At 72.4% G+C, this 23,952-nt stretch carries 22 protein-coding genes and 2 tRNA genes; 6 read left to right on the top strand and 18 right to left on the bottom strand.

Translation table 11 applies throughout. The features are described 5' to 3' along the window. Positions 1-7: 7 nt before the first annotated feature. The 4 genes from ACZBH1_RS10750 to ACZBH1_RS10735 are packed head-to-tail and all read right to left on the bottom strand — an operon-like array spanning position 8 to position 3,115. A complete protein-coding gene (locus ACZBH1_RS10750) occupies positions 8-835 on the bottom strand; it encodes a small ribosomal subunit Rsm22 family protein (RefSeq protein WP_463646369.1) in 828 nt (275 codons plus the stop codon). Beyond that, on the bottom strand, positions 832-1,842 hold the full coding sequence (locus ACZBH1_RS10745; protein WP_463646368.1) for a glycosyltransferase family 4 protein: 1,011 nt from the start codon (positions 1,840-1,842) through the stop codon (positions 832-834). Before ACZBH1_RS10745 ends, ACZBH1_RS10750 begins: the two co-directional genes overlap by 4 nt. After that, positions 1,839-2,234 carry a 6-pyruvoyl trahydropterin synthase family protein gene (locus ACZBH1_RS10740; RefSeq protein WP_463646367.1) on the bottom strand — a complete coding sequence of 132 codons (396 nt, stop codon included), beginning with the start codon at positions 2,232-2,234 and terminating at the stop codon, positions 1,839-1,841. The genes ACZBH1_RS10745 and ACZBH1_RS10740 overlap by 4 nt, the downstream gene beginning before the upstream one ends. Further along, positions 2,231-3,115, bottom strand: coding sequence for a zinc-dependent alcohol dehydrogenase (locus ACZBH1_RS10735; RefSeq protein WP_463646366.1), 885 nt, complete (start codon positions 3,113-3,115; stop codon positions 2,231-2,233). The genes ACZBH1_RS10740 and ACZBH1_RS10735 overlap by 4 nt, the downstream gene beginning before the upstream one ends. Positions 3,116-3,282: 167 nt before the next feature. On the opposite strand from ACZBH1_RS10735, the gene ACZBH1_RS10730 reads away from it, so the two are divergent. Continuing rightward, positions 3,283-4,035, top strand: a complete 753-nt coding sequence (locus ACZBH1_RS10730; protein ID WP_336394832.1) for a CDP-alcohol phosphatidyltransferase family protein — start codon at positions 3,283-3,285, stop codon at positions 4,033-4,035. Positions 4,036-4,039: 4 nt separating this feature from the next. Beyond that, positions 4,040-4,456: a hypothetical protein gene (locus ACZBH1_RS10725; protein ID WP_463646365.1), complete on the top strand. Its 417-nt coding sequence runs from the start codon at positions 4,040-4,042 to the stop codon at positions 4,454-4,456. 8 nt (positions 4,457-4,464) lie between these two features. Here the strand turns inward: ACZBH1_RS10725 and ACZBH1_RS10720 are convergent, their stop codons facing one another. Further along, positions 4,465-5,292: a zinc-ribbon domain-containing protein gene (locus ACZBH1_RS10720; protein WP_463646364.1), complete on the bottom strand. Its 828-nt coding sequence runs from the start codon at positions 5,290-5,292 to the stop codon at positions 4,465-4,467. 119 nt (positions 5,293-5,411) lie between these two features. Here ACZBH1_RS10720 and ACZBH1_RS10715 point away from each other — a divergent pair, with 119 nt between their 5' ends. Then, positions 5,412-5,948: a MarR family winged helix-turn-helix transcriptional regulator gene (locus tag ACZBH1_RS10715; protein WP_336394829.1), complete on the top strand. Its 537-nt coding sequence runs from the start codon at positions 5,412-5,414 to the stop codon at positions 5,946-5,948. Positions 5,949-5,955: 7 nt separating this feature from the next. Here the strand turns inward: ACZBH1_RS10715 and ACZBH1_RS10710 are convergent, their stop codons facing one another. The 8 genes from ACZBH1_RS10710 to ACZBH1_RS10675 are packed head-to-tail and all read right to left on the bottom strand — an operon-like array spanning position 5,956 to position 14,462. After that, on the bottom strand, positions 5,956-7,149 hold the full coding sequence (locus ACZBH1_RS10710; RefSeq protein ID WP_336394828.1) for an MFS transporter: 1,194 nt from the start codon (positions 7,147-7,149) through the stop codon (positions 5,956-5,958). Between the two features lie 4 nt (positions 7,150-7,153). Beyond that, positions 7,154-8,413 (bottom strand): 2-hydroxyacyl-CoA dehydratase, encoded by a 1,260-nt coding sequence (locus ACZBH1_RS10705; RefSeq protein ID WP_336394827.1) that lies wholly within the window; start codon positions 8,411-8,413, stop codon positions 7,154-7,156. Next, positions 8,410-9,456: a 2-hydroxyacyl-CoA dehydratase gene (locus ACZBH1_RS10700; RefSeq protein ID WP_463646363.1), complete on the bottom strand. Its 1,047-nt coding sequence runs from the start codon at positions 9,454-9,456 to the stop codon at positions 8,410-8,412. The genes ACZBH1_RS10705 and ACZBH1_RS10700 overlap by 4 nt, the downstream gene beginning before the upstream one ends. Next, the gene (locus ACZBH1_RS10695) at positions 9,453-10,697 is read right to left on the bottom strand and encodes a CaiB/BaiF CoA transferase family protein (RefSeq protein ID WP_336394825.1); all 1,245 of its coding nucleotides are present in this window, start codon (positions 10,695-10,697) and stop codon (positions 9,453-9,455) included. Before ACZBH1_RS10695 ends, ACZBH1_RS10700 begins: the two co-directional genes overlap by 4 nt. Position 10,698: 1 nt before the next feature. Next, positions 10,699-11,832: a CapA family protein gene (locus ACZBH1_RS10690; RefSeq protein ID WP_463646362.1), complete on the bottom strand. Its 1,134-nt coding sequence runs from the start codon at positions 11,830-11,832 to the stop codon at positions 10,699-10,701. Then, the gene (locus ACZBH1_RS10685) at positions 11,829-12,635 is read right to left on the bottom strand and encodes an amino acid ABC transporter ATP-binding protein (protein ID WP_378883454.1); all 807 of its coding nucleotides are present in this window, start codon (positions 12,633-12,635) and stop codon (positions 11,829-11,831) included. The genes ACZBH1_RS10690 and ACZBH1_RS10685 overlap by 4 nt, the downstream gene beginning before the upstream one ends. Further along, the gene (locus tag ACZBH1_RS10680; RefSeq protein WP_452324645.1) at positions 12,632-13,555 is read right to left on the bottom strand and encodes an amino acid ABC transporter permease; all 924 of its coding nucleotides are present in this window, start codon (positions 13,553-13,555) and stop codon (positions 12,632-12,634) included. The genes ACZBH1_RS10685 and ACZBH1_RS10680 overlap by 4 nt, the downstream gene beginning before the upstream one ends. A 7-nt stretch (positions 13,556-13,562) precedes the next feature. Beyond that, complete coding sequence (locus tag ACZBH1_RS10675; protein ID WP_336394821.1) at positions 13,563-14,462, bottom strand: transporter substrate-binding domain-containing protein; 900 nt, start codon at positions 14,460-14,462, stop codon at positions 13,563-13,565. Between the two features lie 225 nt (positions 14,463-14,687). Between ACZBH1_RS10675 and ACZBH1_RS10670 the strand changes: the two genes are divergently transcribed. Further along, on the top strand, positions 14,688-16,019 hold the full coding sequence (locus tag ACZBH1_RS10670; protein ID WP_336394820.1) for an alpha/beta fold hydrolase: 1,332 nt from the start codon (positions 14,688-14,690) through the stop codon (positions 16,017-16,019). Continuing rightward, on the top strand, positions 16,016-18,172 hold the full coding sequence (locus ACZBH1_RS10665; protein ID WP_463646361.1) for an alpha/beta hydrolase-fold protein: 2,157 nt from the start codon (positions 16,016-16,018) through the stop codon (positions 18,170-18,172). Before ACZBH1_RS10670 ends, ACZBH1_RS10665 begins: the two co-directional genes overlap by 4 nt. An 82-nt stretch (positions 18,173-18,254) precedes the next feature. Here the strand turns inward: ACZBH1_RS10665 and ACZBH1_RS10660 are convergent, their stop codons facing one another. The 5 genes from ACZBH1_RS10660 to ACZBH1_RS10640 all read right to left on the bottom strand — a co-directional run bounded on the left by ACZBH1_RS10660 (position 18,255) and on the right by ACZBH1_RS10640 (position 22,251). Then, positions 18,255-19,100, bottom strand: a complete 846-nt coding sequence (locus tag ACZBH1_RS10660) for an MBL fold metallo-hydrolase (protein ID WP_463646360.1) — start codon at positions 19,098-19,100, stop codon at positions 18,255-18,257. A 95-nt stretch (positions 19,101-19,195) separates the two neighbouring features. Beyond that, positions 19,196-19,269: transfer RNA gene (locus tag ACZBH1_RS10655), tRNA-Met, on the bottom strand. A gap of 33 nt (positions 19,270-19,302) precedes the next feature. Beyond that, positions 19,303-19,374, bottom strand: a tRNA-Thr gene (locus tag ACZBH1_RS10650). Positions 19,375-19,435: 61 nt separating this feature from the next. Next, positions 19,436-21,241 (bottom strand): M23 family metallopeptidase, encoded by a 1,806-nt coding sequence (locus ACZBH1_RS10645; RefSeq protein WP_463646359.1) that lies wholly within the window; start codon positions 21,239-21,241, stop codon positions 19,436-19,438. Positions 21,242-21,447: 206 nt separating this feature from the next. Then, the gene (locus tag ACZBH1_RS10640) at positions 21,448-22,251 is read right to left on the bottom strand and encodes an inositol monophosphatase family protein (RefSeq protein WP_463646358.1); all 804 of its coding nucleotides are present in this window, start codon (positions 22,249-22,251) and stop codon (positions 21,448-21,450) included. 89 nt (positions 22,252-22,340) lie between these two features. On the opposite strand from ACZBH1_RS10640, the gene ACZBH1_RS10635 reads away from it, so the two are divergent. Continuing rightward, complete coding sequence (locus ACZBH1_RS10635; RefSeq protein WP_463646357.1) at positions 22,341-23,939, top strand: phytoene desaturase family protein; 1,599 nt, start codon at positions 22,341-22,343, stop codon at positions 23,937-23,939. Positions 23,940-23,952 lie beyond the last annotated feature (13 nt).

Genomic DNA, 23,952 nt, shown 5'->3' with positions numbered 1-23,952 from the left:
GCCGCACTCAGCCCGGCCATGCGAGCAGATCCTCGTGCCCCACGACGACCCGGAGATCGCCGGCGTCGGCCTGCGCGCGGCGCCGGCGACGCAGCTCCCCGGCCGGGCCCGCGAGGTCGGGACGCTGCTCGATCGCCGCGTCGACCCAGCCGTCGAGCCACGCGGCGGCCAGGGCGCGGTCGTGAGCGCCCAGTCGCCACGGCGTCGGCATCGTCCTGATGCGCCAGTCGGCTGCGGCGAAACGCTCCGCGACGACGCGCACCGCGTCGGGGCCGAGCATGCGCCGCCCGTCCGCATCGCGCCGCTGATGGGCGTCGAATGACGCGCCGATCGCACGCTCCAGCGCCGCGTCGCCACCCGCGCGGGGCCGCAGCGCGGCCTCCCCGGTCACGCTGAGGCTGAACAGCGCCGGCACGTCCGCGGCGGTGCACGCGGCCACGATGTGCGCGGCTTCCTGCTCCGTGATGACGTCGAGGAGAGCGGATGCCGTCACCGCCGACGCCCCGTGGAACGCGTCGCGCGGCAGCTCCGCCAGATCCTCCACCACCCATTCCGCGGCGATCGGACGCCCGTCTCGGTCGGCGACCGACCGGAGGTCCGCGTGCGCGAGGATCCCCGCGTCACCGTCGCGCAGGGTCCAGCGCTGCGGACCGGGAAGCAGCGGCGCGAGCCAGCGCGCCATGGCGCCGGTTCCCGCGCCGAGGTCGTGCACGTCCACGGGTCCCGGTCCGACCAACCGGGCCAGCTCGCGCGCCAGCTCGGCGGAGCGGGCGGCGTCGTCGGCACGGGCGCGCAGCGCGAGCCATTCGGCCGTCGCCGTCGAGATGGAGCTCATGCCGACTCCAGGGCGGCGGCGACGCTCTCGATCGTGTCGTCCCATCGCGGCAGCGCGTCCCGCGCGGCGAGCGCCTCGCGGCGCAGCCGCGCGCGAAGGCCCGGATCGCTCATCCACGCGTGCAGGGCGGCGGCCAGCTCGACGGCGTCGCCGGGCCGGACCAGGACCGCGCCGCCGCCGGCGACGGTGTCGGGGATGCCGCCCGTCGCCGCGGCGACGACGGGAAGCCCGCGGCCTCGCGCCTCGCCCACGGCCATGCCCGCGCTCTCGACGCGCGACGGCGCGACGAGCACGGCGCTGCGCCGGTACATCTCGGCGAGCTCGTCGCCTGTGAGCACTCCGGTGAGCGTGACGCGGCCGCCGAGCGCCTGCGCCTCCCGCTGGATCCGCGAGGCGAATCGCGGGTACGGCTCGGCGGACCCGACGATCGCACACGACCAGTCGGCTTCGCGCAGGCGGGCGAGGGCTGCCAGCAGGGTGTCCTGACCCTTGTGCGGCGCAAGCACCCCCACGCAGAGGAACCGGTCGTCACCGTCGGGGACGCTCACCTCCGCCGCCGCGACCCCGGGCGCCGCGACGGTGACGCGATCACGCGTCGAGAGCCCTCGGTTCACGAGCTGGTCGGCCGTCCAGCGGCTGGTCGCGATGACGCGGCGAGCGCCCTGCGCCGCACGCCGCTCCGCCGCGACGGTGTCGATGTCGGCGTCGGGGAACACCGCCGCCACCATGTGCATGAGGAGCACGAGCCGCACCCGCGGCGACGACGCCTCGACCTCCGCCGGCGCCCAGCACGCGGCCAGACCGTCGACCAGCACGAGCGCACCGTCGTCGGCTGTCCGCAGGGCGGACGCGACAGCGGCACCGTCGGATGCCTCCACCGTCGTCACCGCCCACCCGCGGCGGCGCAGGCCGTCGCGCACGTGCTGGTCGTAGACGTTCCCGCCGCTGACCCGGCCCGGGTCATCGATCCCTGCGGGGACGATGAACACGATGCCGGGTCGTGTCACACCGTCACCTCGTACGAGGCCCAGGCCACGTGCGACTCGTGGAGCGTCACCGTGATGCCGGTCAGCGCCGTCTCGCCCAGCGCGCCGTCGCGCGCCCGCCCCGCGAGGCGGTCGCCGATGATCTGGCAGAGGCGCTCCGTCGTCGTGTTGACGCCCTGCAGGTCGGGCTCGTCGTCGAGGTTGCGGTAGTTGAGCGATGCGACGATCTCACGCACCGCCTCGGCCGCCCGCCCCATGTCGACCACGACGCCGTCGTCGTCGAGCTCGGCGGCCCGGAACGTCGCGTCGACGAGGAACGTCGCCCCGTGCAGGCTCTGGGCGGGGCCGAACACCTCGCCCCGCAGACTGTGCGCGACCATGAGGTGATCGCGAACGGTGACGCTGAAGCTCATGCCGCACTCCAATCGAAGGTGTGACAGAGCCCTCCCGCCGTGCCGTCCGCGAGCGCGGCCACGACCTCGGGGAACTGTCTCCACGAGGAGCTTGCACCCAGCAGCGCGTCGAAGGCAGGGTCTTGCAGCAGGCGGAGGGCGAGCGCTAGGCGATCCCGTGTCGTGCGCCGCGATCGCCTGCTCGACGCGACGGCCCCGACCTGGCTGGAGCGGATCGCCAGGCGCCGCGAGTGGAAGTCGGCCCCCAGCTCCAACGGCACGGGCCGGTCGCCGAACCAGCTGGCGACCACCACCTCCCCGTCGGCGGGTGCCGCGCGCAGGGCGAGCTGAAGCCCTTCGGCGCTGCCGCTGGACTCGATGACCACATCGGCCTCGCCGATCGGACCCTCCGCCGGCGCGAAGCGAACCCCGAGCGCATCGGCCACCGATCGCTTGGACTCGTCGACATCGACGACGGTGACGTCGGCGCCCGGGATGCCGCGCGCCACGCGCGCGATCGCGCCGCCGATCATGCCGGCGCCGACGACCACGATGCGGTCACCGACGAGCGCCCGGGCATCCCACAGCACGTTGACCGCCGTCTCGACCGCACCTGCGAGCACCGCACGACGGGCCGGCACGCCTTCCGGGACGACCGCCACGGCCTCGGCGGGTACGACGAACCGCGACTGATGCGGGTACAGCGCGAACACCGTCCGCCCGCGCACGTCCGGGGGGCCGTCCTCCACGACACCGACGTTGAGGTAGCCGTACTTCACGGGGAACGGGAAGTCGCCCTCCTGGAACGGGGCGCGCATGCGCTCCCGCTCGCTGACCGGGACCTGTCCTCGCGCGACGAGCGACTCGGTGCCCCGGCTGACCCCGGTCCACAAGGTACGCACCGACGCCTCGCCGTCCGACCGCGGAGGCAGCGGCGCCGGCCGGAATTCCCCCGAGCCCGGAGCCACCGTCCACCAGGCGGTCGCAGCATCCCGCTCCTCCCGGTGAACCGCGGCGGGTGTCTTCGTCGTGTTCCCGGTGACCGCCATGATGGGAACACGGGGAGCGGATGCGAAAAGTTCAGTGGACGCCGTGGTGGTGGGCCGTGGGCGGCTGCGTGCTGCTCGTCCCGGTCGGCGTCGTCGTCCCTCTCCCGCCGCCGGCATGGGCAGCGGGCATCGGCTACCTCGTCGTGTCCACGCTGCTGCTGACCGTGGCGCTGCGCCGCCGCCGAGCCGAGCGGTTCGGGGCGGCCAACGCCGTCACCGCGACGCGGTCGATGCTCGTCGGAGTGGTGACCGCGATGGTGGTCGCGTCGTTCTGGGGCGAGGCATCCGCTGCCCTGTTCGTGTCGATCGTGGCGGTGGCTCTCGTTCTGGACGGCGTGGACGGCTACGTCGCCCGGCGCACCGGCAGCGAGAGCGAGCTGGGTGCGCGCTTCGACATGGAGGTCGACGCGTTCCTTCTGCTCGTGCTGAGCGTGTACGTCGCACCGTTCGTCGGCTGGTGGGTGCTGATCATCGGGCTGCTGCGGTACGGCTTCGTCGCCGCGGGCTGGGCCCTGCCTTTCATGCGCGCGACGCTGCCCCCGAGGTACTGGCGCAAGGTGGTGACGGCAGCGAGCGGCATCGCCCTCGCGGCCGTGGCGTCGCAGCTGCTGCCTCTCGGGGCGAACGTCCTCGTCGTCGTGACGGCACTGGCGCTCATGCTCGAGTCGTTCGGCCGCGACGTCGTCTGGCTCGTCCGGATGAACCCGGCGCGCCGCGAAATCGTGTCCCTGGAGAGGGCCGCCACCGCGTCGCCTCCGGAAGAGAGCGGGTAGGACGATGAGCCAGACCGGTCTGCGCGTGCTGTGGGTCATGCGCATCCTGAGCGCCCTCGCGCTCGTCGCCGCCGGCGGGATCCACCTCTACCTCGCGCTCAACGGGGTGGGCGGCATCCTCGGCGTGCTGTTCATCCTCAACTTCGTCGCCGGGCTGGTCCTGGCGATCGGGATGCTCGCGCTGCGCGGCCGGCTTCTGCAGCTCACGACCGTCCTCAGCCTGCTGTTCCTGATCGCCACCCTGCTCGCGCTGGTTCTCGCACTGACCGTGGGGCTCTTCGGCATCACGCAGGAGTGGGACTTCATGCTGGTCCCCGAGACGGTGATCGTGGAGTCGGTCGGCATCCTGATCCTCGCGGTCACGACGTTCCTGGTGTTCCGGGTGCCTCCAGCGGAGCCGGTGACGCGCCGGGCCCCGTGATCTCGCTCTCAGACGAGATACGCGTCGACGAGGAGGCTGCCGCGGATGCCGCGCAACGTGTCGATGAGCGGATCGAGTCCACGCCGCGACCAGGCCGCCAGCTGCAGGTCGTGCGGGCCGAGCGGCTCGAGCTTGCCGGTGCGGATGCGCACGACCTCCCAGCCGGAGGCGCGGACCACGCGATCCTTGCGGCGATCGGCGTCTTCGCGCCCGCCGACGTGCTCCAGGCCGTGCCTGCCCACGGTGTCGTACTCGATGGCCACGCGCAGTTCGGGCAGGAGGATGTCGGGCCACACCTCGAGATGGTCGAAGAACGGCCGGGCGGCGCGGATGGCGTTCATTCCCTGGGATACAGAGAGTCGTGAGAAGACGTCGGCGCGCAGCCGCGCCTCGACCGCGGACGCCGGCTTCGGGGCGCATGCGCTGGCGAACGGCTCCCCCACCGGCAGGTCGGGCGTCTTCGGGCAGAGCGCCCGCTCCCGCTTGCGCCGAGGCGGGCGCGCGGGGGTCGCGGCAGGGATGATGCGCGGCGGCCGGGCGAGGGTGGAGCAGTCCGGGCACCACGCCGACCGGCGCCGCTCGCGTCCGGGACGTGCACGCTGCTCGGCGGGCGTGGCGGCGAACCGGTGCCCCGCCTCGCACTCCCACAGCAGCAGCACGTCGGCCGCGGGCGGGACCTGCGTCAGCGTGATGCCCGCGTTGAGCTCGGGGTGGTACTGCCGGATCAGCGCGGGGTAGGCCGCCCATTCCGTGCGGTACGTCCCCACCGGGTACGGCACGTCGAGGCCCTTCGAGAACTGGCGCCTCGCCCACCACAGCTCCACGCGCTCCGCCATGCGCGCACTCTACGAGGAGCCGCGGACACCGGCGCCGGGCCCGGCGGGCCGGACGAACAGGCGGGAACGGCGGCGCCCGGTGCTGCGACTCGATGCGAAGCGATCCGTAAGCTGGACGTGTGCCGGACATCAGTCGAGACCCTCGCGGGACTGCCGCGACCGATCGGCTCAACTACACCGCCTATCGCCTGGCGCGCGCACTGAACCGCGCGGCGGAGAACACTGCGCTCGCGCAGGGCATCACACTCTCGCAGCTGCTGATCATGCAGGTGCTCGGAGAGGGCATGCCGCTTTCCAACGCCCAGATCGCCCGGCGCACGTTCGTGAGCTCGCAAGCGGCCCATGTCGTCTCCGCGGAGCTCCTGTCGTCCGGGCTCATCGAGAAGGTCGATCATCCGACGAACCGGCGCGTCCGGCTGGTGCGCCTCAGCGAGAGCGGATGGGCGCGGCTCGCCGAGTGCGAGCGGGAGATGCGGGAGCGAGAGGACCGGCTGGCGGCGGCGATCGGGCCCGATCTCGGTGAGACGCTGGCAGAGATCCTCGACCGCGCCGCCGACGCCCTCGCAGGTGGCTACTTCGGCGACAAGGACGCCGAGGCCGAGGCGGTCGCCCGTCGTCGCCGTCCGAGCAGCGGAGTCGGCATGACGCCTGCCTGACCGGCTGTCAGGACGAGCGCCTAGGACCGAGCCGGGCTCGCACGAAGACCGCGCAGGCAAGCGCGGCAGTCCCGCCGATCGCGAGCGCCGCCGGTCCGCCGCGCTCATCGATCACCCAGCCCATCAGCAGGGCGCCGAACGGCACCACGCCGTAGTTCCCGAGCGTCACCAGCGACATCGTGCGGCCGATCTGCTCGGGCGGCACGCTCACCTGCGCCGCGGCGTTGAGGACGCCGTGGTAGTACCCCACGCCGAGTCCCAGCAGCGGTCCGAGCGCGAGGAAGACCGGCAGCGCCGGCGCCAGGGCTGTCGCGAGGAGGGAGAGTCCGAGTCCGGCGCAGGCGGCGATGAGCGAGCGCACCGACACGCTCGCGCGCGACGCGGCCAGCACACCGCCCAGGATCGCACCGACGGCGTTCAGCGTGTGCGCGACTCCGACGGCGGTCGCATCGCCGCCGAAGGTGAGGGCGACGGTGGACGTCAGCGTCAGCATCAGGTTGAGGGCGAGGAGCGCGACGACCGCATTCACGATGAGCAACGTGACGAGGGGCCGGTCCTCGCGCACACGGTACCGCCGGTCCGCGGCTCGGGGCCGGCTCGCACGACGATGCAGCTGCTCGGGGCGGATCACGGCGATCGAGAGGAAGACCAGCAGGAACGACAGGGCGTTGACGAGCATGCACACGGTCGGCCCCGCCACCTGGAACACGACACCCGCGAGCCCCGGGCCGATCGACCGGGCCGAGGCGAGCGCGATGGTGCTCAGTGAGACCGCTCGGCTGAGCTCGCCCGGCCCGACCAGCTCGAAGATGATCGCCTGCGCCGCGATGCGATCGAAGGCGTGCACCGCGCCGAGCGCCGCGATCAGCGCGTAGAGCACCCCGACAGGAGCATCCGGGGCGAGCGTCGCCACTCCGAGACCCGTGACGATGACCGCGGACAGCAGCGACGTGATCAGGAGGATCGTCCGGGGCCGCACGCGATCGGCCACCCGGCCGGCCGGCACGCTGAGCAGCAGCAGCGGCAGGAACTGCGCGACGGTCACGCCGCTGAGGGCGCGGGCGCTTCCGGTCGCCTCGAGGATCACGAGCGAGAGCGCGAGATTCTGGAACCACGTCCCGGTGTTCGAGACGACCTGCCCGCCGAAGTAGAGCGAGAAGCGCCGGTTCGCGAACGGCTCGAACACTCCCCCGCGGATCACCGCCTCACGCGCTCGCCGGCACGCGGTCGCGCAGGAACCGCGCGATGCGGTCGCGCACATCGGCGGTCGACCGGTCGTCGGCGTTGCTCCCCCGGATCTCGAGGACGGGGATGCCGCGTTCCTCCAGTGCTGCCGAGATCAGGGCTCCTCCCGGGGTGTCGTCGGCCACGAGGTGCACGACCCCGTCGACCCCGTGGGACACGGCCTCCTTCACGTACCAGGACGACGACATCGGGGGCACGTAGAGGAGATCGGTCAGCCCGACGAAGCGGGCGGCGAGGGCCCGCACCGGGTCGTCTCCGTACCGCACGTAGCCGTCGGCGGCGATCGCGAGATACATCGACCACACGAAGACAGCGTCGAACTCTTCCTGGAACGACCGGTACATCTCGAGGTCCGACCACAGCCCGCGCCCGATCCACATCAGCCGGCGCCGCTCACGAGGCGCCACCGCGGCGCCGTCGTCGATGCGCTGGGCGACGTCGTCGTGGAGTCGCCGCGCCGCCTCGACCGCCCACCGGGTCCCCCGATGCCACTGCGGCACCATGACGCTGGGGATGATGTCCGTCACCGCGACCGGGAGCGGGCGCGCCGACGCGAGCAGGTCCCGGGTCCGCCGGTTCCACTCGGCCTGCTCATTGGCGAGTCCCATCACCTCACCCAGGCGTGCACGGTCCAGCCGTCGCCCGAGCCGAGGCTCGAGCCACGTGATGAGGTTCTCGATCTCACCCTGGAGCAGATCGATGCGGGGCCGCCCGAACACCTCCTCCCAGCGGTGCGCGACGATGTCCCACCAGCCCTCGGGTGCCGGGACGGCCGCCGTGCGCGACAGCAGGAAGGTCTCGGTCTGCGGCCGCCGGCCCCACTGCTCGAAGATCTTGTGCGTGACATCCCCGCCGCGCTCGGCGATCGCGAACCGCGGCTCGGGCAGTCCGCCCCATGGCGCGTCCTGCGCCGGCAGGTTCTGCGCGCCGAGCGGCAGCGCGTCGTATTGGCGGCTGTAATCCGGAAGCCCGGCGGCGCCGATGGCCTGCAGGCTTGCCGGACCCGCCCGCTTCGCCGAGATGATGGACGACCACCACTGGTTGACCACGTAGTGCACATCGAGCGCCCGCAGCACCTCGTGTGGCGCATCGGCGTTGGCCAGGGCGAGCGGCTCGCCGTCGCGGACCCTCCCGGCGAGGCCGGCGAACCACTCCCGCTGGTAGGCGGTCGCCGCCGCGGCGCTCGGGAGCCTCTCGGGGGTGAGGAGCCGTGCACTCATGCCGAGACCGCCCGACTCGAGGCCTGCGTCGCCAGTTCGCGCGCGGTCTCCGACTCGTCCCCCGGTCGCACGCGGGTGCGGGTGAGGATCGGAACACCGATCTCGGCGAGCAGCCGCTCCTGGTCTGCGAGGTCCCACGCCGGGGCCTCGTCCAGTTCGCGGATGAGAGCGATGACGGCCTGTGCCTCCGCGGTCACCGTGGCATCGCGGGTGAGTTGCGCCCGAGCCGCGCTGGAGGCAGTGGGCGACGCACCGACGCGGTCGAAGTGGAGGTCCACCAGGGCGTCCAGCATCCCGTCCCGATCCGCCGCGTCGACGGCCGCCCCGAGCCATGCCCCGTCACCGGTGTCGTGGTCCTCGCTCACCACGACGCACCCGTGCTCCTCGAGCACGCGGTAGAGCGCGGCATCCGGATGACTCGATCCCGTGACGTGCACGCGGAGCGCTGAAGCGACGACGTCCGACCGCGCCGCGTCGATCCGCGCGATCGCCTCGGACGGGGACAGCCGTGCCGACGCGATGAGGGCTTCGAGCGCGACGGCGCCGTGGCACCGCGAGGGGACGGCATGGCGGCGGTCGCGCAGCCGCTGGATCGCATGCCCCAGCTCCCGCTCCTCCCGCCCGGCGTCGGCGAGGGTCGACGCATCGGGCGCCCGGCCGGTAAGGCCGCCCAGGAATGCGGCGAGATCGTCGAACTGCACGCGGGCGAATCGCCGGGCCGCGGCGGATCCGGCGCGCGGCAGGTCCACGAGGTGCAGCGGCAGCTCCGGCAGGATCGAGCGCACCACGTAGAACAGCCGCACGTGCGCCTGGCTGTCGGCGCACACGATGAGCGCGTCGCAGCCGGAGCGCCCCGCGACGAGCTCGGTGAGGATGCGCGCGGCGGGTGCGTCCGCCGCGCCGAGCAGCTGCGCGGCTGCCGGATCGACGGCTCCCTCCCACGAGCCGGTGAGCCGGTGCGGGAGCGCACCGGCCGCGAGCACGACCTGCCGCGGAACGTCGTTCCCGACGATCCCGACCACCACGCGGCGAGCGCTGGTCACAGCACTCCGTCCCGTCGCAGGGCCTCCACGCGCGCGTCGTCGTATCCGAGCAGCCCGCCGAGGACGTCGGCGGTGTGCTCGCCGAGCGCCGGGGCGGGGCGGGACAGGTCGGCGGAGCTGCGGGAGAAGACCACCGGAAGTCCGCTGCCGTACAGGCCCTCGAAGTGCCCGAACCGCGGATGGACGAGCGGGACGACCTCGCGACGGCTGGTCACGATGTCGTCACGGACGGCGGTCGCCGTGTCGCGCACGGGGGCCGCCGGCACCCCGTTGCGCTCGAGCGCGGAGAGCACCTCGGCCGACGATCGCCCCGCCGCCCACTCCGAGATCATCCCGTGGAGCTCGTCGGCGTGGGCGACGCGGGCATCCCGCGAGGCGAAACGCGGATCGTCGACGAGGTCGGGGCTGCCCATGGCCGCGAGGGTCCCTTCGGCGAACTGGTCGGTCGGGGCGCAGATCGCGAACCAGCCGTCTGCGGACTGGAACGTGCCGAAGGGTGCGAGCCGGGGCACGACGGATCCCGTCCGCAGCGGGAACCCCACCGACTCGAGCGCGTCGAACGGCTCGCAGGCGACCAGCGAGGTGAGGCTGCCCAGCATCGACACGTCGACGTGCTGACCCTCACCCGTGGCCTCGGCGTCCATGACGGCGGCGAGCGTGCCGATCACCGCGAAGAGCGGTGCGACGAGGTCTCCGATGGGCAGGCCGAAGCGGATGGGCGCATCGCCCGGCTCGCCGGCGGTCATCATGACCCCGCTGAGCGCCTGGATGATGGTGTCCATCGCCTTGCCGTCGCCCGAGACGCCCTGCGCGCCGAAGCCGCTGATGGACGTGTAGACGATGCGGCGATTCACCTGCTGGACGGCGGCGTAGTCGATGCCCAGTCGCCTGGTCACCCCGGCGCTGTAGTTCTCCACGACGATGTCGGCGTTGCGCACGAGGTCGAAGAAGACGCTCCGACTCTCGGGGTGCTTGAGGTTGAGCGTGATGCTCTCCTTGCCCCGCCCCCGCGACATCATCGACACCGACATGTCGTCCGGTCCGGACCGGCGCATCTGCAGGCCGTCCGCGGTGACGTACGGCGAGTTGTTCCTCGAGGAGTCGCCGCCGCGTGTCGGGTTCTCCACCTTGATCACCCGCGCTCCGAGGCTCGCGAGCAGCAGCGTCGCGTAGGGCCCGGCCAGGGCGGTGGTCAGATCGATCACGGTCTTGCCCGCGAGCGGGCCGCCGGTGGTGCTCATGTCAGTCTTCCTTCGTCCGCGCGAGGAGCCGGTCGCCGGCCCACGCGAGTTCTGTGGTGAACCCGGCCTCGCTCGTGATGCGTTGCAGGTATGCCGCGACGTCGTCGCCTCGTGCCGACCGCCCGACGGGCACCGGGCGGGCGTCGTCGTCGATCCAGCAGGGGATGAGGCCGGCCTCGACACGGTCGCCCTCGATGGTGAGGACGGCGATCGCGGTGTTGCGGCTGTCGGGGTGGAACGGGTAGTCGGGCATCGCGGGGTCCGGCTCGAAGCCGAAGATCCGCCGTCGCTCCCGCGCCCACGCCTCCCGCTCCGGCGCATCGCCCGACATCGCCGAGAGCGCCCTGGTCACGGTGGCGAAGTTCCCGAGCCCGTGGAAGATCGGACGCCCGCAATACATCTCTACGCCCTTGAAGATGTGGGCATGGTGCCCCACGACGGCCGTCGCGCCCGCGTCGACGGCCGCGTGCGCGATCTCCGTCTCGTAGGCGGCGATCTCGACGGGGACGTGCACCAGGCCCTTGTGGAGGGCCACGACCACGATGTCGGCGCGGGTGGCGGCATCCGTCACCGCCGCGATGAACCGACGAAGGCTCGCGGGCTCGACGAACGTGTCGATCCGCGGCGGTCCGCCGGGGTTCGCGTTCCGCGGCTCGTAGTGGGTCACGACGTCCACGTGGGCGGCCCCCGGCTTGAGCGTCGTCGCCCTGCTCTCGCGGGGGCCGACGCAGTTCACGCTCACCACTGCGATTCGCGTGCCGTCGACGTCGGCGATCACCGGCTCGAACGCCTCGTCGATCGTCTCGCCGATGCCCACGGTCCGCATGCCGCGCGCCTCGCAGTGCCCGACGGTCTCGCGCATCCCCTCGGGCCCGAAGTCGTACACGTGATTGCCCGCGAGAGTCAGGATGCCGAATCCGGCCTCGGCCAGGGCATCCAGCGCTGACGGCGGCCCCGGGAGCGCCGGGACGTCGGTGGTCTGCACGACCGCTGCCTCGGCCGACGCCACGTGCGGGATCTCGAGCTGCCCGATCACGAGGTCGGCTGAGCGCAGGGTGTCCGCGACGGCGGCCAGGAGGTCCCGCGCGTCGTCGCGCTCGAGCACGAGGTCGCCGACCGCGTGGATCGTGATCACGCGACCCCGCCCGCCGGCGCCGCGGACGTGCGGGTGAGGAACGTGCGCAGCCGCGTGGACTCCGGGCGGTCGAAGAAGTCGGCGGACGGCCGGTCCTCGATCACCTGGCCGTCGGCCATGAACACGCATCGGTCGGCGACGTGCCGGGCGAACTCCAGCTCATGCGTGACGACGATCATCGTCATGCCCGCCTCGGCGAGGTCCTTCATCACCTGCAGCACCTCGTCGACGAGCTCGGGGTCCAGCGAGCTGGTGGGCTCGTCGAAGAGGAGGATGCGGGGATTCGTCGCGACGGCCCTGGCGATCGCGACGCGCTGCTGCTGACCGCCCGAGAGCTGACGCGGGTGCGCATCGGCCTTGTCGGCGAGCCCGACGCGGGCGAGGAGCTCCATGGCACGCTGCTTCGCCTCCGCCGGCGGCACCCCGTGCACCTTCACGGGCGCTTCGGTGATGTTGCGGAGCACCGTCCAGTGCGGGAACAGGTTGAACTGCTGGAACACCATCCCCATGCGACGCCGCTGCCGCTGCACCTCCGTGTCGGTCAGCGGACGGATGCCGTCGCGGTGGCGCTCGTACCCGAGCAGCCGGCCGTCCAGATAGATCGCTCCGCCCTCGATCGACTCGAGCTGGTCGATGCAGCGGACGAGCGTCGACTTGCCGGACCCCGAAGGCCCGAGCACTGCGACGACCTCGCGGGCATGCACCTCCAGATCGACGCCGGACAGGGCGAGGTGATCGCCGTACGACTTGCGCAGCCCGACGACCTGGAGCACCGGCGTCAGATCCTTTCCCTGCGCGGTCATGCCGTCGCCTCCGTTCGCTCGACCGTGCGCCGCGCGACCGCGGCCCGCGACATGCCCTTGCTGAAATGCCGCTCCACCCGTCGCTGCACGAGCGTGAGCGCGGTCACGACGACCAGGTACCAGATGACCGCGACGATCAGCATCGGCACCACCTCGTACGTCCGGTTGTAGATCACCTGCACGGAATGCAGCAGGTCGCCCATCGCGATGACGCTGACGAGGGAGGTGCCCTTCATCAGCGCGATCACCTGGGACCCGGTCGGCGGGATGATCACGCGCATCGCCTGCGGCAGCACGACCCGCGTGAAGGAGTGCCAGCGGCTGAAGCCCATCGCCGCGGCGGCGTCGCGCTGCCCCGAGTCGACCGAGAGGATGCCGGCCCGGATGATCTCGGCCATGTACGCGGCCTCGTGGAGGGACAGGCCGATGATCGCGGCGGTGAGCGGGGTGATCAGGTCGTTCGTCGGCCAGCTCAGGAGCTCCGGCCCGAACGGGACGCCGACCGCCAGGCGCGGCACGAGGTAGGCGAGGTTGTACCAGAAGATCAGCTGCACCAGCGGCGGGACCCCGCGGAAGACGCCGACGAAGACGATGCACGCCCACCGCAGCGGTGCGAAGTCGCTGAGCTGGCCCGCGGCGAGGGCCGTGCCCAGGATCGAGCCCAGCACCATGCCCACGATGGTGAGCATGATGGACATGCCGAGCCCCATCAGGACTGTCGGGTTGAACAGGTACTCCGCGACGACGGGCCAGTCGAACCGCTCGTTCGTCACCAGGAAGATGACGATCTGCGCGGTGACCAGGGCGAGCAGGGCGCCCACCGCAACCCGCCAGGGATGGATGCGACGCCGGGCGTCGGCGACGTCCACCGTGCGGTCCGCGGACGGATTGCGCACCGGCTGCGTCGTGAGATCGGTCATGGCTGTCTCACTCGCTCGTCATGGGGTTCAGCACAGGCGCCTCGACGGCGGCATCCTCGATGCCCCATTCGGACATGATGCGGTCGTACTCGCCGTTCTCGAAGATCGCCTCGAACGCCGCGAGCATCGGCTCGGCCAGCCCGTTGCCCTTCGGCATGAACATCGCGAGCTGGTCGACGCCTGCGCCCTGCTCGTCCGACTGGATCAGGTAGCCGTAGCGGTCCGGGTCCGACGACTGCAGGTCGATCGCGGCGGACTGCGTCGTGCCGGCGTAGTCGGCGCGGTCCGAGTTCACCGCCAGGAACGTCGCATTGCTGTCTTCGAGGCCGATGAACTCGGCGGGATCGAGACCCTCGGCCGCGCACCACTCGTTGTACCGCGCGAGCTGGCTCTCGGTGACGGATCCCGTCACACCCGCCACGCGCGAGCCGCACAGGGCCTCAGGGTCGTCCAGCTCGCCCGCGCGCTCTTCGAGGAAGACGTAGGACGTGCGGGTCGTCATCCAGACCACCGCATCGAACTCCGCCTCCCGCTCCGGTGTCGTGCGCACCGGGCCGTTGAAGGCGTCGAAGCGGCCCGAGAGCATGCCGGTGAGCATCGCGTCCAAGCCGGACGACGTGATGATCTCGAACGGCACGCCGAGCTGCTCCGACAGCACGGCCTGGAGGTCGGGATCGATCCCCGTGATCTCGCCGCCCTCCTCGATCGTGCGGTAGGGCGGGTGCGTGTCACCGGCGATCTTGATGACCCCGGCGTCCTTGATGGCATCGGGAAGCTGGTCGTACAGGGGCGCCTCGGCGGCGGCCGCGTCGTCACCCGGAGCGGGCTCGGAGGCGGGCGACGCCGAGCAGCCCGCGAGAAGGGCGACGGCGAGCAGGGGGACGAAGGCGACAGTGCTGGTACGCATGGGAACTCCACATCGTTGTGCAGGAGGAGCGGCGTCTCGTGACGCGCAAATAACATCATAAAAGTTGATGGTTGAGATTTTCAACTATCAATTTCAACCACGATAGGCGGCCATCGCGACCAGAGTATCAATTTGGTTGACATTCTGCCCCGACGCGGGCAGGCTTCCGCACAGGCCGGCCGAGGGGCCGGATCAACGATGACGTTGGATGAGGGAGCACTGCAGATGCCTGATGCACACCGGACGACCCGCGCCATGATCGCCGCCGCAGCGGCACTGGCGCTCACGGCGACAGCCGCCCCGGCGGTCGCGGCCGAGGAACCCGACACGATCGTCTCGGGCCGGTTGTCGGACTCGACGGCCTACCGGTTCGTCGTCCCCGCCGACTGGAACGGGACCGTGTTCGTCAACCTGGACTTCGCGGGCGGCTCACCGTCGGCGGCGCAGAACGAGCTGATCGACCGCGGGTACGCGTACGGCGGCACGACGCGCAATGTCACCGGCTGGAACCTCGGTGACGCGGTCGACAACCAGATCGAGGCGCTCGACGCGTTCACCGCGGCGGTGGGAGAGCCGGATCGCGCCATCGCGATGGGCAACTCGATGGGCGGCATGATCGCCGCCGCGACCGGCGAGCTGCACCCCGATCGCATCGACGGGGTGCTGGCTGCGTGCGGCGGCCTGTCGGGCACCGTGTCGCAGTGGAATCAGAAGCTGGACACCGTGTTCGTCCTGTCGGAGCTGCTCGACCCCGAGGGGACCCTGCCCGTCGAGGACGTGCCGGCCGACATCGAGGGAGCGCGCAACGCCTGGTTCGCGCGGCTCGCCGAGGCGCAGCAGACCCCGGAGGGGCGCGCCCGCATCGCCCTCGCCGCCGCGATCGGGCAGCTGCCGGCCTGGTCGCAGGCGATCGCCGATCCGGACCCGCGAGACCGCGATGCCTACCAGGCGGCCTGGTACGGCGCGCTGGCCGGAGACCCGCTGCCCTACATCGGTCAGGCGATGAGCAGCCGCCACACGAGCACCATCGTGTTCGGCGGCATGCCGTCCTGGAACACCGGCATCGACTACGTCGAGCAGCTGCGAAAGGCCTCCCCCGAGTCGCGTCGCGTGGTCGCCGAGCTCTACGACGCCGCCGGACTGTCGCTGGACGAGGACCTCGCGGCGGTCAACGCCGGCGAGCGCGTCGAGGCCGACCCGGACGCGGTCGAGCGATTCGCCGCCTCGTACGAGTTCACGGGCCGCATCAGCGTGCCCACCGTGACCTTGAACAACGTCGGCGACCAGATCTCGACCGTCGCGCAGCAGCAGGAGTACGAGGAGCGGGTCACCCACGCGGGCAACGCCTCGCTGCTGCGGCAGACCTACGTCGCATCCGCCGGTCACTGCAACTTCACCGCGGCCGAGACCGTGGCGGCGACAGAGCTGCTGCTGGACCGCCTCGACACCGGACGCTGGGGCAGCGCGAACTCCGTGCAGCTGAACCGTGCGGCGGACGCGCTCGACCTCGGCGATGCGCGTTTCCTCGCCTTCCACCCCGATCGGTTCAACCGATGAGACCGGACACGAAGGCGTCTCGTCGTACCTCGGTGCGTGCCGCCGCCCTGATGGCCGGGTTCGGTCTCGTCACCACGCTCATCGCCGCGCCGCCCGCGAGCGCGGCGGGCTCGGCGGATCCGAGCGACGGCGCGCCGCCGGAGATCCCGGCGGCCGCGCCTCCCGCCGCGTTCACGGAGGAGCCCGTCCTCGCCACGCCCGCGGCGTGGCCGTTCTCCGATGACTTCTCCCGCACCTCCGGGACAAGCAGGTACGACGGCGGCGCCCTGCTCTGGACGGACTGGCTGTTCGACGATGTGGGCGACGGCTCGCTCACCTACGCCGACGCGGCGGCGCACGCGAACGGCGCGGACGTCTTCCGAGCCGGAATCGGCGTGCGCGGCGACCGCTCGTACTGGCGCGTCGACTGGACCACTCTCGCCGATCCGGAGCTGCCGATCGCCGTGTGGGCGCTCGACACCGACGCCGACGAGCGGACCGGCACCTCGACGTGGCCAGGCGACGCCGGCGTCACCTCCCCCGGCAGCGACGCGTTCCTCATCGTGTCGGCCGCCGGAGTGTGGCTCGAGGACGCGGACGGCAGCCGGCGCGAGCTGACCCGGCACGGCGCGCGCGTCGACGTCGACGTCGACGCGAAGTCGTTCGTCGCCGAGGTGCCGCGGGCGGCGCTGCGCGTCAACGGAGTGTTCACGGTCCGCCTGGCGACGGGGATCGCGGATGCCACCGGCACGGGCTTCGCCGCCGCACCGGAGCGCGATGACATGCGCGTCTACAACGCCGCGTTCCGCAGCGCCGAACAGGAGGACATGCGGGCCGCCGGCCCTGCGCGGGCGACGGCGTGGAACAACGGCGCGCAGAGCGCGGCGCTCGCCGACGGAGACATGTCGCCGTTCGCGCTCGAGGTGGACTGGCGCGAGCTCGCGCGCGGCACGGTGGAGCAGCATCCGTCGCCCGAAGGCTTCTCCACCCGGTGGTACGTCTCGTCCGTCGATCTCGGTCCCGGTCTGCACCCCGACACCCGCCAGCCGACGGGCCAGCCGCCCACCACGGCGCCGCGGGTGTACGGGCAGGTGCAGCCGTACCTGGTCTACGTGCCGACGACGTACGATCCGTCCGAGCCGGCAGCGCTGACGATCCTGCTCCATGGCGGTGGCAGCAACCACAACGGGTTCCGGGGTTCGCGGGAGGATCACCTGTTCGGCCCTGTCTGCGAGGACCGCGGGTCGGTCTGCCTCTCTCCGCTCGCCCGCGGCGACGGCACCTGGTACGTCAATGAGGCGGAGCTGGACGTGTGGGAGTCGTGGAACCGGGTCGCCGGCGTCTACTCGCTCGATGGCAGCCGCACCACGATCGCCGGGCACTCGATGGGCGGTGTCGGCGCGACGCGCTTCGCGACCAACCATCCCGACGTCTTCGCCGGCGTCGGCATCGTCTCCGGTGCCGGGTACATGCACGCCGCCGGAATCCGCGACGGCGCCGACGACAGCGCCCGCGTGGAGAACCTCGCGGCGATGAGCGTGTTCCTGGATGCCGGGACCGCCGACATCGCCGAGGGCAACACGCGCACCTGGGCGTCGGCGCTCGAGGCCGCCGGTGTGGAACACCGCGCGCACTACTACGGCGGTGCGACGCACGGGCACTTCGGATGGCTCGGATGGCGCGAGTACGCCCAGCACGTCGCTGAGGCGCAGCTCGCCACCTCGCCCGGCACGATCGCGTTCCGGTGGGATCCGCGGGAGAACCGTCCCGATCTGGGGATCGCGATCGACAGCGCGTACTGGGTCGACGGACTCGCCGCGCGCGACGCCGCGGCCCGGTGGAGTCGTGTCGAGGCCCACTCCGGCGCACTCGACCTCGTGGCGACCGAGCCGGTGGTGACCACCGACAGCGCGGTGTTCGACGGGTTCCCGACCGAGATCCGGGTGCTGGACCGCCACCCGGCGGGCAGCGTCCCCGCGAGCGATGTGCTCGACCTCGCGCTCGTCAACGTCGCCACCGCGGACGTCGACCTGGCGGCCGCCGGGTTCGAACCCGGTTCCGAGGTGCGGCTTCAGGTGACCACCGACGGGCCGACCACGTTGCACGTGCACGGGGACGGCGCGACGGATCGTGTGGATCTGGAGGCCGGCACGCACGTCGTCCTCCTCGGGTGATCCTGCGGCGCCCGGCTCCCGCTGCGGCGGGGCCGGGCGTCGTCGTTCCTGCCCCCGTTCGCGCCCCGCTCGCCGCAGCGGCTCACGGCCCGCCGGGCGGCGAGCCCTCCTCGGGTGCATCCGCGGGCCTGCTCGGGCCGAGCCGCCCCACCTGCCAGTCGTGCACGTCGGGCAGCCACTCCAGCGGGGCCGCCGGGCCGACCCGCGGATCGTCGAAGTCCGATCCATCGCGGAGCGTCTCGACGTACACCCGGTCCTGGGCGATGCGCGCCCGCAACGAACCCGGTCCGCCGACCGAGCCGTGCCCCGGCACCACTGCGTCCACCTCGTCGACCAGGGTCTCGAGGAGCGCCAGCGCGGCGAGGTAATCCGCGATGGGCGTCTCAGCCTCGAAATCGAGGAACGGCATCAGGATGTCGGAGAGCATGTCGCCGGCGACGAGCACGCGGCGCTCCTCGACGAGGAGCGCGGCGTGACCCGGCGCGTGGGCGCGATGCTCGATGATCCGCACCTCCGGCCCGTCCCACGGGACACGGGTGGCACCGGCGGGCAGAGCGGTGATGTCGCCGAGCAGCTCCATCGGAATGTCGTCGGCGTACTCCGGCGGCAGCCCCTCGGCGATGGCATCCCGCCAGTCCGGACGCGCCAGCACCTCCCGGATGGATGCCGCACCGCGGGCCGTGCCGTAGCGCGGCACGTCGCCGAACCTCGGGTGCCATAGGACGTGGTCCCAGTCCGGATGCGTCGAGAAGCCGGCCACGACGGGCTGTCCCCGCTCGCCGAGATCGTCTGCGAGGTGCGCCATCTCGGCGTCGGTGATGCCCGGATCGATGAGGAGCACGCCGTGGCGTCCCTGCACGACCGTGCAGTTGCTTCGGATGAACTCGCTCTCGTGGACGAACACGCCCTCTGCGATCCGCCTCAGCATCGCCGGCCTCCGCTCGCCCGGCGCGGCCGCCGGTCAGGGCTCACCCTAGCCGGGCAGGCACGAAAAAGCCCCCGGAATCCGGGGGCTTTCGTCTGTAGCAGGAGCGGGGCTTGAACCCGCGACCTCACGATTATGAGTCGTGCGCTCTCACCAACTGAGCTACCCTGCCGCGTGGCATCCGATCGCTGGAACGGATGCTGCGAGCCCCGAGTCAGGATTGAACTGACGACCCCTTCCTTACCATGGAAGTGCTCTGCCACTGAGCTATCGGGGCGTGCTGCCTGCGAGCAGGCAACTAGAAGAGGATACCAGAGGCCCGGCATCCTTCCGAACCGTCAGCCCACCGTGTGGGTGCCGTCGGTGTGGGTACGAAGCCACGGCATCGGGTCGATCGCCGTGGTGCCGTTCTGAAGCAGTTCGAAGTGCGTGTGGGCGCCGTACGAGCGCCCGGTGTTGCCGGTGCGGCCGAGGACCGTGCCGACCGTGACGCGCTGACCGGCCGAGACCTGGAGCGAGCCGTACTCCATGTGCGCGTAGTGGCTGGAGATGAGCTGGCCGTCGACGATGTGGTCGATGATCACGTGCACGCCGTACGCGCCGCCCGCCTCGGAGGCCACGCGGACGGTGCCGTCGGCGATGGCCTGGATCGGGGCTCCGGCGCCGGGCGTGAAGTCGACGCCCTCGTGCATGCGGCCGGACCGCATGCCGAACCCGTACGACATCGTCACACCGACCGTGAAGGGCCACTGGATGTTCGAGTTCGGGTCGTTGCGGAACAGGTTCGAGAAGTTCTTGATGCCGGCCTCCGACGCGAGCTGAGCCGTCGTCGTGGTCGTGTAGTTCTCCGGACGGTCGAGCGTGTCGGCCTCGATGCCGGCCGGCGCGACATAGGCCTGGATCTCGGCCTCGTCGATCACCGATGCCTTCGAGTCGCCGGGGGCGAGGACCGACAGCGAGGCGTCGACGCCGCGAGCTGCGGCGACGGCCTCGGCGGGTGTCGTCATCCCGACCGCCATCAGCCCCACGACGCCGAGCACTCCGACCGAGAACGAGGCGGTGGCCACGCGACGGAACGCTGCACCCCGGCGGGCCTGCGACCGACGCGGCGCGGTGTGCGCGGCGGGCTGCTCCTCGGCCGAGGGGCCGGCGGCAGGTCGCGACTGCTCCTGCTCCTCGGCCGGCTGCTGCACGGGGGTCTCGCCGGTGAACTCGAACAGGCGCGCCGCGACCTCGAACTCGTCGACATCAGATGCCGCGGGCTGGGCGATCGGGCCGGTGAGGGGGTGGATCTGCTCGGTCGCCGGGCGGGCCTGAGCTGTCTCGGCAGCCGCCGCAGGCTCGGGCGCCGAGGGCCGCACGGTCTCGACCGGCGCGGCGGTCGTCGCGGCTGCCGCCACGGCCTCCGCCGCGAGGATCTTCGCGAACGACTCCGACATCCACGTCGAGGCGCTCGCGGACGACGCCGAGGCAGCCGAGGCGGCTGTGGAGCTCGGCGGTGCGGGGATCGGAGCGGTCTCCGACGCGACCAGGGGCTCGAGGAGCTGGAAGGGCGGCGCGGGAGCGACGGCCTCAGCAGGGGTCGCGGGAGCGACGGCCTCAGCGGCGGGCGCGCTGAACGCGGCGAACTCACCGGTCTCCGCGGGCGGCGCACTGACCGCGGCGAACTCGCCGGTCGGCGCGAGCGGCGCCCTGACCGCAGCGAACTCGCCGGTCTGCGCCCGGCGTGCACGACGGCTCACGGGCGCCGTGGCCGGGAGTTCGGCAGCCGGCGACGCGGGAGCGACAGCCGCAGCCTCCGCGACCTCCGCCGGAGCAGCCGCCGGAGCGTGCGCCGCGGTGTCGGCGGCCGGTGCGACGATCGGACGCACGGCGGGCCGCTGGCGTCGGGAGGCCGGCGCCGGGTGCGGGGCGGTCGTCTGCCCCGCGGGGGCCGACAGCTGCGCCTGCGTCGCGGTTGCGGGTGCGTCATCCGCCTTCTTCAGGTCGACGGAACGACCCCACACGACAGCCGGACGCTCGGGGGCGATCTGCGCGGCTTCGCGCCGCGCGGTGGCGCGACCTGCTCCCGGCGTCTCCGGGGTCGCCTGGACAGGCGTGGCGGAGGTGCGGCTCGACCGGCGCGTGGGCGCGGGTTCAGCCATGGGGGCGTCGAAAGGCAAAGCGGCGGCGGGCTCTCGGGTCGTACCGCGAGGGGAACGCGGCGAGGCGGTCGTGGGCTATGACGACCTCCGCCGTTCGGGCAGCGAAGGTAACGATCGGGTAAACACTACCCCGGGCGTCCTGGGAATGCCATGTACGGCTCGGATTTCAGCGCGCGTCATAGATGAGAGTTGGATGAGAGCGCTCTTCACGAGAGCCCTGCCGCAGCGGCGAGGCGGTCATAGATCGCCGGTGTCGACGCGACCACGACCGGCGCGCGCGGCGAGCCGTCGGGCACGGCACGGCCGAACCGGCCGCCGGCCTCGGTCACCAGGAGCGATCCGGCGGCGAGGTCCCACGGCGCCAATCCCCGCTCGAAGTAGCCGTCGAGGCGGCCGGCGGCGACGTACGCGAGATCCAGGGATGCCGCTCCCCCGCGGCGGAGGTCACGAGCCAGGCCCGGCATCACGGCCGAGATCAGCTCGATGTCCCCCGGCCGCGTGGCGGGGTCGTAGCCGAAACCTGTCGCGAGCAGCGCGCCGGCGGGTCCGACCTCGCTGTTGACGCGCAGCGGATCAGCGCCGAGCCAGGCTCCGTGATTGCGGGCGGCGTGGAACAGCTCGCCGATGACGGGGGTGTACACGGCGCCCGCCAGCGCCTCCCAGTCCGCCGGAGTGGGCTCGCCGCGGACGGCCGCGATGCTGACCGCGTAGGCCGGGATGCCGTAGGCGTAGTTGACCGTGCCGTCGATCGGGTCGACGACCCACGTGATGCCGCTCGCACCGCCCTCGGCGCCGGTCTCCTCGCCGAGGAACGCGTCGTCGGGGCGCTCGGCGGCCAGCCGGGCGCGGATCAGCGTCTCCACCTCGCGGTCGGCCTCGGTGACGATGTCGGCGAGCGCGGACTTCGTCGCGGCGATCGACACGCCCGCCTCGCGGCGCACCCGGGCGAGGTCTCCCGCCTCCCGGGCGATGTCCATGGCGAGTGCTTCGAGATCCTGCGCGAGAGTCATGCGTCCACGCTAACGTCCCGCGCGCCCGGTGCCCGGTGCCCGGGCGACCGTGGTGGCTGTTGTCCGCGGCGTCTCGCTAGCGTGAGGGGATGGCCGACGCAGTCCTGCACCGCACCTACGACGTCGCGATCGTGGGCGGCGGTCACAACGCGCTGGTCGCCGCGGCCTACCTCGCCGGCGCCGGCCGGTCGGTCGTCGTCCTGGAGCGGCTGGACCACCTGGGCGGGGCAGCGGTGTCCGAACGCCCGTGGGACGGCGTTGACGCGCGCCTGTCGCGCTACTCCTACCTGGTGAGCCTGCTGCCCCGGAGCATCGTGCGCGACCTCGGGCTCGGCATCCGTCTGCTCCGCCGGCGGTACTCGTCGTACACGCCGGACCCCGCGGATCCGTCGCGAGGGATCCTGATCGACAACGCGGATGCCGCGGCCACCGCGGAATCGTTCGCCCGGGTGACCGGCGACACGGCGGAGGCCGAGCGGTTCGCCGCCTTCTCGGGACGGCTCTCGCCGGTCGCCCGCCTGCTGTTCCCCTCGATGACCGAACCGCTGCGGCGTCGATCCGAGCTGCGCGCGCGTCTCCGCGATGACGGTCTGTGGTCGGAGCTGATCGAGCAGCCGCTCGGCGGGCTGCTGCGGTCGTCGCTGGGCACCGACCTCGCGCGCGGCATCGCCCTCACGGACGGCCTGATCGGCACGTTCGCCGCGGCTGACGAGGGCGACCTGCGCCAGAACCGGTGCTTCCTGTACCACGTCATCGGCGGCGGCACCGGCGACTGGGACGTGCCCGTCGGAGGCATGGGGCAGGTGTCCGCGGAGCTCGCACGGGCCGCGGCGCGGGCGGGTGCCGAGCTGCGCACCGAGAGCGAAGTCGTCGCGGTCTCGCCCGACGGCGAGGTGCAGCTGGGCGACGACTCGACCGTGCACGCCCGGCTGGTGCTGAGCGGCGTCGGCCCGGCGGTGCTCGCCGACCTCCTCGCCGCGGGTGGAGCGGGCGGCTCGGCGGGCGATGCCGACGCCGCGCGACCGGAGGGCGCCCAGCTGAAGGTCAACATGCTGCTGCGGCGACTCCCCCGCCTCCGCGACCGGCGCGTCGCGCCCGAGGCGGCGTTCGCCGGCACGTTCCACGTCAACGAGGCGCTGTCACAGCTGGACGCGGCGCACGCCGCGGCGGCGAGCGGTGGCATTCCGGATCCGCTTCCCGCCGAGATCTACTGCCACTCGCTCACCGACCCGTCGATCCTGGGACCCGACCTGCGGCGGTCGGGGGCGCAGACACTCACCCTCTTCGGTCTGCAGGTGCCGCACCGGCTCCTCCCGGGGAGGGATCCGGATGCCGCGCGCGCCGAGCTCCTCGCCGCGGCCCAGCGTTCGCTCGACGCCGTGCTGGCCGAGCCGATCTCCGACTGCGTGCTCGAAGCGCCTGACGGCACGCCGTGCGTCGAAGCGCGGACGACGGCGGACCTCGAGCGCTCCCTCGGCATGGTCGGCGGCGACATCTTCCACGGCCCGCTCTCGTGGCCGTGGGCGGACGACGACGAGCCGCTGCGGACTCCCGCCGAGCGGTGGGGCGTCGCCACGTCCCACCCGTCCGTGCTGTTGTGCGGATCGGGCGCGCGACGCGGCGGCGCGGTCAGCGGGCTCGGTGGCCACAACGCCGCCATGGCCGCGCTGGAGCTGCTCGCCGGGTGAGCCGGCCCCGCGA

The sequence above is a fragment of the Microbacterium sp. ZXT2-5 genome, assembly GCF_055329545.1.
This window is presented reverse-complemented; position numbering and strand designations above follow the sequence as displayed.